17 protein-coding genes are annotated in these 13,094 nt (G+C 61.4%); 15 read left to right on the forward strand and 2 right to left on the reverse strand.

Annotated elements, in window-relative coordinates; all coding sequences use genetic code 11:
* The 5 genes from rpsG to CSC67_RS04340 all read left to right on the forward strand — a co-directional run bounded on the left by rpsG (position 1) and on the right by CSC67_RS04340 (position 5,107).
* On the forward strand, positions 1-471 hold the full coding sequence (gene rpsG / locus CSC67_RS04320) for a 30S ribosomal protein S7 (RefSeq protein ID WP_118993307.1): 471 nt from the start codon (positions 1-3) through the stop codon (positions 469-471).
* 18 nt (positions 472-489) lie between these two features.
* Positions 490-2,592, forward strand: a complete 2,103-nt coding sequence (gene fusA / locus CSC67_RS04325; RefSeq protein WP_118993308.1) for an elongation factor G — start codon at positions 490-492, stop codon at positions 2,590-2,592.
* 74 nt (positions 2,593-2,666) lie between these two features.
* A complete protein-coding gene (gene tuf, locus CSC67_RS04330) occupies positions 2,667-3,860 on the forward strand; it encodes an elongation factor Tu (protein ID WP_118993292.1) in 1,194 nt (397 codons plus the stop codon).
* A 58-nt stretch (positions 3,861-3,918) separates the two neighbouring features.
* On the forward strand, positions 3,919-4,230 hold the full coding sequence (gene rpsJ, locus CSC67_RS04335) for a 30S ribosomal protein S10 (protein ID WP_017523958.1): 312 nt from the start codon (positions 3,919-3,921) through the stop codon (positions 4,228-4,230).
* A gap of 106 nt (positions 4,231-4,336) precedes the next feature.
* On the forward strand, positions 4,337-5,107 hold the full coding sequence (locus CSC67_RS04340; protein WP_118993309.1) for a sulfite exporter TauE/SafE family protein: 771 nt from the start codon (positions 4,337-4,339) through the stop codon (positions 5,105-5,107).
* On the opposite strand, the gene guaD is transcribed toward CSC67_RS04340, so the two are convergent.
* Positions 5,104-6,441, reverse strand: coding sequence for a guanine deaminase (gene guaD / locus CSC67_RS04345; protein ID WP_118993310.1), 1,338 nt, complete (start codon positions 6,439-6,441; stop codon positions 5,104-5,106). The two genes, CSC67_RS04340 and guaD, sit on opposite strands and share 4 nt — an antisense overlap.
* A 378-nt stretch (positions 6,442-6,819) precedes the next feature.
* Between guaD and rplC the strand changes: the two genes are divergently transcribed.
* From rplC to rpsQ, 10 genes are read left to right on the forward strand one after another with little or no spacing between them, the layout of a single operon-like run.
* Positions 6,820-7,509: a 50S ribosomal protein L3 gene (gene rplC / locus CSC67_RS04350; RefSeq protein WP_167752752.1), complete on the forward strand. Its 690-nt coding sequence runs from the start codon at positions 6,820-6,822 to the stop codon at positions 7,507-7,509.
* A gap of 3 nt (positions 7,510-7,512) precedes the next feature.
* Positions 7,513-8,133 carry a 50S ribosomal protein L4 gene (rplD, locus tag CSC67_RS04355; protein ID WP_017523962.1) on the forward strand — a complete coding sequence of 207 codons (621 nt, stop codon included), beginning with the start codon at positions 7,513-7,515 and terminating at the stop codon, positions 8,131-8,133.
* Positions 8,130-8,426, forward strand: a complete 297-nt coding sequence (rplW, locus tag CSC67_RS04360) for a 50S ribosomal protein L23 (protein ID WP_118993312.1) — start codon at positions 8,130-8,132, stop codon at positions 8,424-8,426. Before rplD ends, rplW begins: the two co-directional genes overlap by 4 nt.
* Positions 8,427-9,254 (forward strand): 50S ribosomal protein L2, encoded by an 828-nt coding sequence (gene rplB / locus CSC67_RS04365; RefSeq protein ID WP_118993313.1) that lies wholly within the window; start codon positions 8,427-8,429, stop codon positions 9,252-9,254. It begins immediately after the preceding gene.
* 12 nt (positions 9,255-9,266) lie between these two features.
* Entirely contained in the window at positions 9,267-9,542 is a 276-nt protein-coding gene (gene rpsS, locus CSC67_RS04370; protein ID WP_017523965.1) for a 30S ribosomal protein S19, read from the forward strand.
* Positions 9,543-9,545: 3 nt separating this feature from the next.
* Complete coding sequence (gene rplV / locus CSC67_RS04375) at positions 9,546-9,875, forward strand: 50S ribosomal protein L22 (protein WP_118993314.1); 330 nt, start codon at positions 9,546-9,548, stop codon at positions 9,873-9,875.
* A gap of 9 nt (positions 9,876-9,884) precedes the next feature.
* Complete coding sequence (rpsC, locus tag CSC67_RS04380) at positions 9,885-10,673, forward strand: 30S ribosomal protein S3 (RefSeq protein WP_017523967.1); 789 nt, start codon at positions 9,885-9,887, stop codon at positions 10,671-10,673.
* 2 nt (positions 10,674-10,675) lie between these two features.
* The gene (rplP, locus tag CSC67_RS04385) at positions 10,676-11,092 is read left to right on the forward strand and encodes a 50S ribosomal protein L16 (RefSeq protein ID WP_118993315.1); all 417 of its coding nucleotides are present in this window, start codon (positions 10,676-10,678) and stop codon (positions 11,090-11,092) included.
* A 9-nt stretch (positions 11,093-11,101) separates the two neighbouring features.
* Complete coding sequence (gene rpmC / locus CSC67_RS04390; RefSeq protein ID WP_017523969.1) at positions 11,102-11,293, forward strand: 50S ribosomal protein L29; 192 nt, start codon at positions 11,102-11,104, stop codon at positions 11,291-11,293.
* 1 nt (position 11,294) lies between these two features.
* Positions 11,295-11,576, forward strand: coding sequence for a 30S ribosomal protein S17 (gene rpsQ, locus CSC67_RS04395; protein WP_118993316.1), 282 nt, complete (start codon positions 11,295-11,297; stop codon positions 11,574-11,576).
* 172 nt (positions 11,577-11,748) lie between these two features.
* Here rpsQ and CSC67_RS04400 read toward each other — a convergent pair whose 3' ends face one another.
* On the reverse strand, positions 11,749-13,014 hold the full coding sequence (locus tag CSC67_RS04400; RefSeq protein ID WP_209304269.1) for an ABC transporter substrate-binding protein: 1,266 nt from the start codon (positions 13,012-13,014) through the stop codon (positions 11,749-11,751).
* Between the last annotated feature and the right edge of the window lie 80 nt (positions 13,015-13,094).

The raw sequence follows: 13,094 nt of genomic DNA on the forward strand, positions 1-13,094 counted from the left end.
ATGCCTCGTCGTCGCGAAGTACCCAAGCGTGAGATCCTCCCCGATCCCAAATTTGGCAGCGTAGAGCTCGCCAAATTCATGAACGTCGTTATGTTGTCCGGTAAGAAGGCCGTCGCAGAGCGCATCATCTACGGCGCCCTTGATCACATTCAGGCTCGAACTGGCAAAGAGCCCATCGAAGTGTTCAACACCGCGATCAACAACATCAAGCCCGTCGTCGAAGTCAAGAGCCGGCGTGTTGGCGGCGCAAACTATCAGGTCCCAGTCGAAGTGCGCCCGGTGCGCCGCCTGGCCCTGGCCATGCGCTGGCTGCGTGAAGCCGCCAAGAAGCGTGGCGAGAAGTCGATGGATCTGCGCCTGGCCGGCGAATTGCTCGACGCCTCCGAAGGGCGTGGCGGAGCAATGAAAAAGCGCGAAGACACGCACAAAATGGCCGAAGCCAACAAGGCTTTCAGCCATTTCCGTTGGTAATCTAAGGACTCACAAATCATGGCCCGCAAAACCCCCATCGAGCGCTACCGCAACATCGGTATCTCTGCCCACATCGACGCAGGGAAGACCACCACCACCGAGCGCATTCTGTTCTATACCGGCGTCAACCACAAGATTGGCGAAACCCATGAAGGCTCGGCCACCATGGACTGGATGGAGCAGGAACAAGAGCGTGGCATCACCATCACCTCCGCCGCTACCACGGCGTTCTGGCGCGGGATGGCGGGCGATCGCCCCGAGCATCGCATCAACATCATCGACACCCCGGGACACGTCGACTTCACCATCGAAGTCGAGCGTTCCATGCGTGTTCTCGATGGCGCATGCATGGTCTATTGCGCAGTGGGCGGTGTGCAGCCCCAATCCGAAACCGTCTGGCGTCAGGCCAACAAGTACGGTGTGCCCCGTCTTGCGTTCATCAACAAGATGGACCGCACGGGTGCCAACTTCTTCAAGGTCTACGACCAGCTCAAGCTGCGCCTGAAGGCCAACCCCGTGCCCATCGTCATCCCCATCGGCGCCGAAGACTCCTTCAAGGGTGTGGTCGACCTGGTCAAGATGCGCGGCATCATCTGGGACGAAGCCTCCCAGGGCACCAAGTTCGAGTACGTCGACATTCCGGCCGAGCTGCAGGACGACGCCCAGGAATGGCGCGAGAAGCTGGTCGAGTCGGCCGCCGAAGCAAACGAAGAGCTCATGAACAAGTACCTCGAGTCGGGCGAGCTCACCGAAGACGAAATCAACAAGGGCTTGCGCCTGCGCACCATCGCCGGCGAAATCCAGCCCATGCTGTGCGGCACCGCCTTCAAGAACAAGGGCGTGCAGCGCATGCTCGACGCCGTGCTCGACTACCTGCCCTCGCCGGTGGATATCCCCCCCGTCGAAGGCGTGGACGACGATGGCAACCCCATCAGCCTGCCGGCCGACGACAGCGCCAAGTTCTCTGCGCTGGCTTTCAAGCTGATGAGCGACCCCTTCGTTGGCCAGCTGACGTTCGTGCGCGTGTATTCGGGCGTGCTCAACGCCGGCGAAACGGTCTACAACCCGGTCAAGGGCAAGAAAGAGCGCATCGGCCGCATCCTGCAGATGCACGCCAACAACCGTGCTGAAATCAAAGAGGTTCTGGCGGGCGACATCGCGGCGGTGGTGGGCCTGAAGGACGTCACCACGGGCGAAACCCTGTGCGACGTCGGCCAGCACATCCTGCTCGAAAAGATGGAGTTCCCCGAGCCCGTCATTTCGCAGGCTGTCGAGCCCAAGACCAAGTCCGACCAAGAGAAAATGGGTATCGCCCTGTCGCGTCTGGCACAAGAGGATCCCTCCTTCCGCGTGCGTTCGGACGAAGAGTCGGGCCAGACCATCATCTCGGGCATGGGCGAGCTTCACCTCGAGGTTCTGGTCGACCGCATGCGTCGCGAGTTCGGCGTCGAGGCCAACGTGGGCAAGCCCCAGGTGGCCTACCGCGAAACCATACGCAAGACCTGCGACGAAGTCGAAGGCAAGTTCGTTAAGCAGTCGGGCGGCCGCGGCCAGTACGGCCACGTGGTGCTCAAGCTCGAGCCTCTCGAGCCCGGCGGCGGCTACGAATTCGTCGACGCCATCAAGGGCGGCGTGGTTCCGCGCGAGTACATCCCGGCGGTCGACAAGGGCATCCAGGAAACCTTGCCCGCGGGCGTGGTGGCCGGCTATCCTGTGGTCGACGTCAAGGTCACGCTGTTCTTCGGTTCGTACCACGATGTGGACTCGAACGAAAACGCGTTCCGCATGGCCGCCTCCATGGCGTTCAAGGACGGTATGCGCAAGGCCAGCCCCGTGCTGCTCGAGCCCATGATGGCGGTCGAAGTCGAAACTCCCGAAGACTACGCGGGCACCGTGATGGGCGATCTGTCCTCGCGGCGCGGCATGGTCCAGGGCATGGACGACATCCCCGGCGGCGGCAAGATCATCAAGGCCGAGGTGCCTCTGGCCGAAATGTTCGGTTATTCGACCAGCCTGCGTTCGCAGACCCAGGGTCGGGCGACCTACACCATGGAGTTCAAGCACTACGCCGAAGCTCCCAAGAACGTCGCTGACGAAGTCATCAGCGCACGTGGCAAATAAGTAATACGGGTACCGCCCATCTTTCGATGGGCGGCTAGAAATTTTATTTCCTTGAAATATTGATGGGATGAATCATGGCAAAAGGTAAGTTTGAGCGGACCAAACCGCACGTAAACGTAGGAACGATCGGCCACGTTGACCACGGCAAGACGACGCTGACGGCGGCGATCACGACGGTGCTGGCCAAGGAGTTTGGTTCGGGCGAAGCCAAGGGCTACGACCAGATCGACGCGGCGCCCGAAGAGAAAGCGCGCGGCATCACGATCAACACCTCGCACGTGGAATACGAGACGGCCGCGCGCCACTACGCGCACGTTGACTGCCCGGGCCACGCCGACTACGTCAAGAACATGATCACGGGCGCAGCGCAGATGGACGGCGCCATTCTGGTGGTGTCGGCCGCAGACGGCCCGATGCCCCAGACGCGCGAGCACATTCTGCTGAGCCGCCAGGTGGGCGTGCCGTACATCATCGTGTTCCTGAACAAGGCCGACATGGTCGATGATGAAGAGCTGCTCGAGCTGGTCGAGATGGAAGTGCGCGAGCTGCTGTCCAAGTACGACTTTCCGGGCGACGATACGCCGATCGTGAAGGGCTCGGCCAAGCTGGCGCTCGAAGGCGACGACGGCCCGCTGGGCAAGCAGGCGATCCTGCAACTGGCCGAGGCGCTGGACTCGTACATCCCCACGCCCGAGCGTGCGGTCGATGGCGCGTTCCTGATGCCTGTGGAAGACGTGTTCTCGATCTCGGGTCGGGGCACGGTGGTGACCGGTCGTATCGAGCGCGGCATCATCAAGGTCGGCGAGGAAATCGAGATCGTCGGTATCAAGGACACGGTCAAGACGACCTGCACGGGCGTGGAAATGTTCCGCAAGCTGCTCGATCAGGGCGAGGCTGGTGACAACGTGGGTATTTTGCTGCGCGGCACCAAGCGCGAGGACGTCGAGCGCGGCCAGGTGCTGGCCAAGCCCGGTTCGATCAACCCGCACACCGAGTTCACGGCCGAGGTGTACATTCTGTCCAAGGAAGAGGGCGGTCGTCACACGCCGTTCTTCAACGGCTATCGTCCGCAGTTTTACTTCCGCACGACGGACGTGACCGGCACGATCGACCTGCCCAAGGACAAAGAGATGGTGCTGCCTGGCGACAACGTGTCGATGCAGGTCAAGCTGATTGCGCCGATCGCCATGGAAGAGGGCCTGCGCTTCGCGATCCGCGAAGGCGGCCGTACCGTGGGCGCCGGCGTGGTGGCTAAAATCATCAAGTAAGTCTTGCACACAGAGGCGGGGGGCTTCCCTCCGCCGATTTCGTTCTTTAGGAAACACCATGAAAAACCAGAAAATCCGCATCCGCTTGAAAGCGTTCGATTACAAGCTGATCGACCAGTCGGCAGCCGAAATCGTTGACACCGCCAAGCGTACGGGAGCGGTGGTTCGCGGACCTGTGCCGCTGCCCACCCGCATTCGCCGCTACGACCTGCTGAGCTCGCCTCATGTCAACAAGACCGCTCGCGATCAATTCGAGATGCGCACGCATCAACGTCTTATGGACATCGTCGATCCTACCGACAAAACCGTGGACGCCCTGATGCGTCTGGATTTGCCGGCCGGTGTCGACGTCGAAATCGCCCTGCAGTAATCGTTGCGTTCAATGATGGCCGGCCAACTGTCCCAAGCGACAGGCCGCCGGCCCGCAAAGCCCTCCCCCCGGAGGGCTTTGTTGCATTCCGAGGAGAAGCTGCACCGTGACGCTGGCCTTCATTGACGATCCGCTGTTTTATCTCGTGGCTGTCCCGGCGGTGCTGATCGTCGGCATCGGCAAGGGCGGCTTTGCGGGCGGCCTGGGCATACTGGCCGTCCCCATGCTGGCTCTGGTGTCCTCGCCCATCCAGGCGGCGGGCATCATGCTGCCCATATTGTGCGTGATGGACGTGACCGGCGTGCGCGCCTGGCTCAGCCGCTGGGACCACGGCTTGATGTTCAGGCTGCTGCCCAGCGCGATGCTGGGCATCCTCGTCGGCGCGCTGACCTTTCGTTATGTCAGCGAGGCATTCCTCGAGGTGCTGATCGGCACGATGGCGCTGCTGTTCTCGCTGCGATACTGGCTGGGCGGCCGTTTGCGCCTGCGATTGCGCCTGCCCGACGGCCCCGCCTGCTGGCTGTGGTCGGGCTTGTCGGGCTATACGAGCTTCGTGGCTCATGCGGGCGGCCCGCCCTTGATGATCTACCTTCTGCCCAAAAATCTGGACAAAAGCATCTTTGTCGGCACGGTGACCATCTACTTCGCCGTGGTCAATTACGTGAAGCTGATCCCTTATGCTTTGCTGGGCCAGCTTAGCGCCGAAAACCTGGGGACCTCGCTCTTGCTGGCTCCGGCAGCCGTCATCGGAGTGAAGCTGGGGGTCTGGATGCACGACCGCGTGGACGCAGTGTTGTTCAACAAGCTGATGTATATATTCTTGTTCTGCACCAGCTTGAAGTTGCTGTGGGACGGGCTGCCGCAGGTTCTCTCCTAGTCGCGTGAATAAGCAAGGCGCCCTTTGATATAGACCGCTTTCGTGGCGCGGTCGTCGGCCATGATCATCTGCACGAACAGTGCTTCGTTGATGTCCTGGCAATGCTTCATGCGAAAGTCGATCAGGGGCGTGGATTTCAGGTCCAGCACCAGCAGGTCGGCTTCCAGGCCGGCCTCTATCGAGCCGATCTTGTCTTCCAGGTAGAGAGCCTGGGCGGCGCCCCGGGTGGCCAGGTACAGGGCCTTGGCGGCCGAGAGCGAATAGCCCCCTAGCTGGCCCACCTTGTAGGCCTCGCCCATGGTGCGCAGCATGGACAGCGAGGTTCCGCCGCCCACGTCGGTGGCCAGGCCGGTGCGCACGGGCAGGGCGGGGGGCTGCGGTTGCCTGGCTCGCGCAAAGTCGAACAGGCCGCTGCCCAGGAAAGTATTGGACGTGGGGCAGTGAGCTACGGCCGAGCCGGTTTCGGACAGCCGTTGCCACTCGCGTTCGCCAAGGTGGATAGCGTGCCCGAACACCGAGCGCGGCCCCGTCAAGCCATAGTGGTCGTATACATCGAGGTAGTCCGCGCGGCGCGGAAACAGCTGCTTCACCCATTCGATCTCCGCCTGATTCTCGGAGAGATGGGTTTGCATGTAGGCGCTGGGATGTTGCCGCCATAGCGCGCCGGCGGCCTCCAGCTGCTCGGGAGTACTGGTGGGCGCGAAGCGCGGGGTGATGGCGTAGTGCAGCCGGTCCTTGCCGTGCCAGCGCTCGATCAGCGCCAGCGAATCGTCATAGCCTGCCTGCGCCGTGTCGGTGAGCGCCGCGGGCGCGTTGCGGTCCATCAAGACCTTGCCGGCGACCATGCGCATGCCGTATTCGCGGGCGGCTTCGAAGAAAGCGTCCACCGAGCCGGGGTGCACCGTACAGTACACCGCCGCCGTCGTGGTGCCGGCGCGCAGGCATTCGTCCAGGAACGTTCGCGACACGGCCCGGGCATGGCCGGCGTCGGCGAACTGCTGCTCGGCCACGAAGGTGTACTCGTTGAGCCAGTCGATCAACTGCGCCCCGTAGGCGCCGATGATCTGGGTCTGAGGGTAATGGACGTGGGTGTCGATGAGGCCGGGCAGAATAAGAGCGTCGGGGTAGCGGGTGACGGCCTCGGGCGCCACTTGGCCGCGAAGCGCGGCGTGGCTGCCTGCCGCCGTGATGAGGCCGTCTTCAATGATGATCAGGCCGTCGGGTTCGTAGCGCAGGGCCGCCTCGTCCCCGGCCTGGAAAGGATCGTCCACAAAGCTGAGCGTCGGGCCGCGCAACGCGACGGCGGCAGAGCGATGGGCTGAGGGTGGCGGCATACGGGCTCCGGGAGTCCAGGGTTCAGCAGATAGTAGCGCAAGCCGCTGGATGCCGGGCAAGCCGAAGGGCGTCCGCCGCGCGCGCTGGGCGCTTGCGCTCTGTGGCGGATAGGCATTGCCTGCCAAAGCGCGGCTTGCTTACCCGGCCCAATTCATGTTAAAGTGCTACGCTTGACCAAAAAAGTTTGGCGCCAGGTCTATTTTTATTGGCTTGGCGTTTTTGTGAATTTTGGTCTGTTTGAATAGCAAGCGCCCTTGGGCAAAAAAACTTAGGCAAAGGTTTTTTGCTTTTTGTGGCCACGGCTTGATCCGTTTATTGACGGCAGGGCTTGCATTAATCATAGCCCCGACCAATCGCAGTCGGGAATGGAGAAAACGATGTCGAACTCGACACCTACGCCTGCCGCACACCGGCTGGGGCTCGTGGGGCGCAAGGTTGGCATGACCCGTATTTTCACCGAGGAAGGCGAGTCCATCCCGGTTACAGTACTGGACGTGTCGAACAATCGTGTCACCCAGGTCAAGTCACCAGAAGTCGATGGGTATGCAGCGGTACAAGTAGCATACGGCACCCGCCGCGCCTCGCGCGTCACCAAGCCGGCTGCCGGGCATTACGCTAAAGCCGGCGTTGAAGCCGGCAGCATCCTCAAGGAATTCCGCCTCGATCCCGCGAAAGCCGCCGAATTTTCGGCCGGTTCCATCGTGGCCGTCGAAAGCGTGTTCGAGGCTGGCCAGAAGGTGGACGTAACCGGTACCACCATCGGTAAGGGCTTTGCCGGAACCATCAAGCGCCACCACTTCGGTTCGCAGCGCGCGTCGCACGGTAACTCCCGTTCGCACCGCGTGCCCGGTTCCATCGGCCAGGCTCAAGATCCCGGCCGCATCTTCCCCGGCAAGAAAATGGCCGGCCATCTGGGTGACGTCACCCGTACCGTCCAGAATCTCGACATCGTGCGTGTCGACGCAGAACGCGGTTTGTTGCTGGTCAGGGGCGCTGTTCCCGGCCACAAGAACTCCGACGTCGTCGTGCGTCCCGCCGTCAAGTCGCAGCCCAAGAAAGGAGCCTAACAGATGGAACTCAAGCTCCTGAACGACCAGGGTCAATCCTCGTCCACCGTCGCCGCTCCCGACACCGTGTTCGGCCGCGACTTCAACGAAGCGCTGGTGCACCAGATCGTGGTGGCCTTCCAGGCCAACGCGCGCAGCGGCAACCGTGCGCAGAAAGATCGTTCCGAAGTCAAGCACAGCACCAAGAAGCCGTGGCGCCAGAAAGGCACCGGCCGCGCCCGTGCCGGCATGACGTCCTCGCCCATCTGGCGTGGAGGCGGTCGCGCATTCCCCAATTCGCCTGACGAAAACTTCAGCCAGAAGGTCAACAAGAAGATGTACCGCGCCGGCATTCGCGCGATTCTCTCCCAGTTGGCCCGCGAAGACCGTATCGCCGTCGTCGACAGCTTCCAGCTCGATACGCCCAAGACCAAGCAGGCCGCGGCCAAGCTCAAGGGCATGGGTCTCGAATCGGTGCTGATCATCACCGACGTGCTCGACGAAAACGTCTATCTCGCTACGCGCAACCTGCCTCACGTTGCCGTGGTCGAACCGCGTTACGCCGATCCGCTTTCGCTGATCCACTACAAGAAAGTGTTGATCACCAAGCCGGCTATCGCTCAACTCGAGGAGATGTTGGGATGAACGCCGAACGTTTGATGCAAGTCATCTTGGCGCCCGTCGTGACCGAAAAGGCCACGTTCGTCGCCGAAAAAAATCAGCAAATCGCTTTCCGCGTCGTGGCCAATGCCACGAAGCCCGAAATCAAGGCCGCCGTCGAGCTCCTGTTCAAGGTCGAGGTCGAGTCGGTTCAGGTCCTGAATCAGAAGGGCAAGCAGAAGCGCTTTGGCCGTTTCATGGGTAGCCGCCGTAACGAGCGCAAGGCATACGTCTCGCTCAAGGACGGTCAGGAACTCGACTTTACGGAGATGAACTAAATGGCACTCGTAAAAGTCAAGCCGACCTCGGCTGGTCGCCGCGGCATGATCAAGGTGGTAACGCCTGATCTGCACAAAGGCGCACCATTCGCAGCTCTGCTCGAAAAGAAATCCCGCGGCTCGGGCCGTAACAACAATGGCCACATCACTGTGCGCCATCGTGGCGGCGGTCACAAGCAGCATTACCGCCTGGTCGACTTCCGTCGCAACAAAGACGGAATCCCCGCCAAGGTCGAGCGCCTCGAATACGACCCCAACCGTACTGCGCATATCGCACTGCTGTGCTATGCCGACGGCGAGCGTCGCTACATCATCGCTCCCCGCGGCCTTGAAGTGGGTGCAACGCTGCTTTCGGGCAAAGACGCTCCCATCCGCTCCGGCAATACGCTGCCCATCCGCAACATCCCCGTCGGTGCCACCATACACTGCATCGAGATGCTTCCGGGCAAGGGCGCGCAAATGGCCCGTTCGGCAGGCGCTTCGGCGGTGCTGCTGGCTCGCGAAGGCGTGTACGCCCAGGTGCGTCTGCGCTCGGGTGAAGTCCGTCGCGTTCACATCGACTGCCGCGCCACCATTGGCGAAGTCGGCAACGAAGAACACAGCTTGCGTCAAATCGGCAAGGCCGGTGCAGTTCGCTGGCGCGGTGTCCGTCCCACGGTGCGTGGCGTTGCCATGAACCCGGTCGATCACCCGCACGGCGGTGGCGAAGGCCGTACTGGCGAGGGCCGTGAGCCGGTCAGCCCATGGGGCACCCCGGCCAAGGGCTACAGAACTCGTCGTAACAAGCGCACGGACAACATGATTGTCTCGCGTCGCAAGCGCAAGTAAGGGGCGAACCAAATGTCACGTTCGATTAAAAAAGGCCCATTCGTCGACGCGCATCTGATCAAGAAGGTCGATGCGGCCGTCGAAGGCAAAGACAAGCGGCCGATCAAGACCTGGTCGCGCCGTTCCACCATCCTGCCCGAGTTCATTGGGCTGACGATTGCTGTGCACAATGGCCGCCAGCACGTTCCCGTTTACATCAACGAGAACATGGTCGGTCACAAGCTCGGCGAGTTCGCGCTGACCCGTACGTTCAAGGGCCATGCTGCGGACAAGAAGTCCAAGAGGTAAGTGATGGAAACTACAGCTATTATTCGTGGCGTCCATATTTCGGCCCAGAAGGCGCGTCTCGTTGCGGATCTCATCCGCGGCAAGTCGGTCGCCCAGGCGCTGAACATCCTGACGTTCACACCCAAAAAAGCCGCGGGCATCCTCAAGAAGGCCCTGGAGTCCGCGATTGCCAACGCCGAGCACAACGACGGCGCAGACATCGACGAACTCAAGGTCACGACCATCTATGTGGACAAGGCCCAGTCGATGAAGCGTTTCTCCGCCCGTGCAAAAGGCCGTGGTAACCGTATCGAGAAGCAGACCTGCCACATCGTGGTCAAGGTCGGCGCTTAAGGAGTCACAATGGGACAGAAAGTACACCCGGTTGGGTTCCGTCTCGCGGTAAACCGCAATTGGAATTCGCGTTGGTACGCGGACGACAAGGCCTTCGGCGGCATGCTCGCCGAGGACATCCGCGTCCGTGAATACCTGAAGAAAAAGCTCAAGAGCGCGTCCGTTGGCCGCGTCGTCATCGAGCGTCCGGCCAAGAATGCCCGCATCACCGTCTACTCGGCTCGTCCGGGCGTGGTGATCGGCAAGCGCGGCGAGGACATCGAGAGCCTGAAGTCCGACCTGCAGCGTCTGATGGGCGTGCCCGTGCACGTCAACATCGAAGAGATCCGCAAGCCTGAAACCGACGCCCAACTGGTGGCCGATTCCATCGCCCAGCAGCTCGAAAAGCGCATCCAGTTCCGCCGCGCCATGAAGCGCGCCATGCAGAACGCCATGCGTCTTGGCGCCCAGGGCATCAAGATTATGAGCTCGGGCCGTCTGAACGGCATCGAAATCGCCCGTACCGAGTGGTATCGCGAAGGCCGTGTGCCCCTGCACACCTTGCGCGCCAATATCGACTACGGCACGGCCGAAGCCCAGACGACTTACGGCATCATCGGCATCAAAGTGTGGGTCTACAAGGGCGATATGCTGCCTAACGGCGAAATGCCTCCCGAAACCGCCGCTCCGCGCGACGAAGAGCGCCGCTCCCGTCGTCCCCGTGGCGACCGGCCCGAAGGCCGTCGTCCGGCCGGTGGCCGTGGCCGTGGACCCCGCAAGCCTGACGCCGCAGCGGCGCCAGCGCCTGAAGGAGAATAACCATGTTGCAACCCTCACGCAGAAAGTATCGCAAAGAGCACAAAGGCCGTAACACCGGCCTGGCGACTCGCGGTGCACAGGTGTCGTTCGGCGAGTTCGGCCTGAAGGCCACCGGCCGCGGCCGCCTGACCGCTCGCCAGATCGAGGCTGCGCGTCGTGCGATCAACCGCCACATCAAGCGCGGCGGCCGTATCTGGATTCGCGTCTTCCCGGACAAGCCCATTTCCCAGAAGCCTGCGGAAGTCCGTATGGGTAACGGTAAAGGCAATCCCGAGTTCTGGGTCGCAGAAATTCAACCCGGCAAGGTCATCTACGAAATGGAAGGCGTCAGCGAAGAACTCGCGCGCGAAGCATTCCGTCTGGCCGCCGCCAAGCTGCCCATTTCCACGACCTTCGTGTCGCGGCATGTCGGCGCTTAAGGAGATCTCATGAAAGCCAGCGAACTCCGCACCAAAGATGCCGCCGAGCTCCAGACCGAGCTCGAGAGCCTGCTGAAGGCGCAATTCGGCCTGCGCATGCAGCGCGCCACTCAGCAACTCTCCAACACCAGCCAACTGGGCAAGGTCCGCCGCGACATCGCGCGCGTCCGCACCCTTTTGACTGAGAAGGCAGGAAAGTAAAATGAGCGAAACTCAAACAACACAAACCGCCAAGCGTCAACGTACGCTGATCGGCAAAGTCGTCAGCAACAAGATGGACAAGACGGTCGTCGTCCGCGTCGAACGCCGCGTCAAGCATCCTGTCTACGGCAAGATCATCATCCGCTCCAATCGCTACAAAGCGCATGATGAAACCAATCAGTACAACGAAGGCGATATGGTCGAAATCGCAGAAGGCCGCCCCATCAGCCGCGACAAGTCGTGGACGGTGGTGCGCCTGCTCGAGGCCGCACGCGTCATCTAACCGCTCCGCAGCCCGCCTGGCCTTTGAAGTATTCCAGGCCGGCGACACCGCTCCAGCGGCTTGGATGAAAAATCCCCCAAGCGTCATTGACGCTTGGGGGATTTTTACGTTGGCGCAACGCCTTCGAGTTCATCGATCCGCCACGGCCCGTGCCGAATCGATGAACGGTCGTTTATTTGGTTTTACCCGTGTTCAGGACATTTTCAATCGTGTCGAACTCGACGTTGTACAGTTCGCCGTCCACACGCTCTACCTTGCGTATATAAATGTTCTGGACGAAATCGCGGGTTTCAGGGTCTACGGTGACCGGTCCGCGAGGGCTTTCGAAGCTTTGGTTTTTCATGGCGCCCAGCAGCGCATCGCCATTGCTCGCGTCTTCTGCGGTCTTGATTGCGTTATAGATGACGTGCATGCCGTCGTATCCCGCCACCGCGAAGAAGTTCGGCCTTTCTCCATTGTTCAACTGCTTGAAGTCGGCAACGAATTTTTTATTCATTTCGGACGGGTGCGCCGCTGAATAATAGTCGGACGTGATAATGCCCAGCGCCTCGTCGCCGGATTCATTCAGAAAATCGTCGTCGGTTACAGCCCCGTGGGCCAATAAGGGAATGCCGGCCTTGGCCAGGCCGCGCGCCGCGTATTCTTTGAGAAAGGCCGCGCCGGGTCCGGCCGGCAGCATGACATACAAGGCATCGGGCTTCTGGTCCTTTATCCGGCGCACGAAGGGCGCGAAGTCGGGATTGGCCATGGGCACGCGTATTTCGCTGGCGATCTTCTGGTCCGGGCCGTTGAAGAACTCTTTGAAGGCTTTTTCCGACTCATGGCCCGGCGCGTAATCGGGAACCAGCGTGGCGACCTCTTTGAGGCCGTGCTTGCCGGCCCATACAGCGGAGCCCATCGTTACCTGCGGAATGGTTCCGCTGGTTCGGATCGCATATGGCGAGGCGTTGATCACCGCCAGGCTTTGGGCCGCCATGATGACCATGGGAGTCTTGGTTTGCGTTGCCATGGGCGCAACGGCCAAGGCGAGCGGGGTCAGGCCGAAACCGGCCAGCACATCGACCTTGCGGGTGACGAGCAGTTCTTGGGCGAGCCTTTTGCTGTTGGCCGGGTCTCCCGCATCGTCGCGCAGCAGTATTTCAACTTTGCGGCCGGCGACTTCGGTGCCGTACTGGTGCAGATAGGTTCGCACGCCGTTCTCGACCTGCCGGCCCGTCGAGGCGAAGGGGCCGGTCATGGGCAGAACGAGACCGACCTTGAAGGTGTCGTCCGCTGCCGATGCGGAGCTTACCGGCAACCCCGCCACGGCCAGCGTCGCGCCGATCAGGGCGGCCTGGACGATCGATCGCCTCTGCCGACGGGGCTTTTCCGCATCGCTGCGGAATCCACCGGGAACCGTCGGTTGGGCGAACGCGGGGAGTTGGGTAATACCTGCCATGTTGTGTCTCCTAAGTTGTATGTTTGGATCAAGTCTGGCCTGTTGTTCTCGAGTCGGCAATAAAGTAACCTTGATAAGTT

Source organism: Pusillimonas caeni, assembly GCF_003545815.1.
Taxonomy (GTDB): domain Bacteria; phylum Pseudomonadota; class Gammaproteobacteria; order Burkholderiales; family Burkholderiaceae_B; genus Pusillimonas; species Pusillimonas caeni.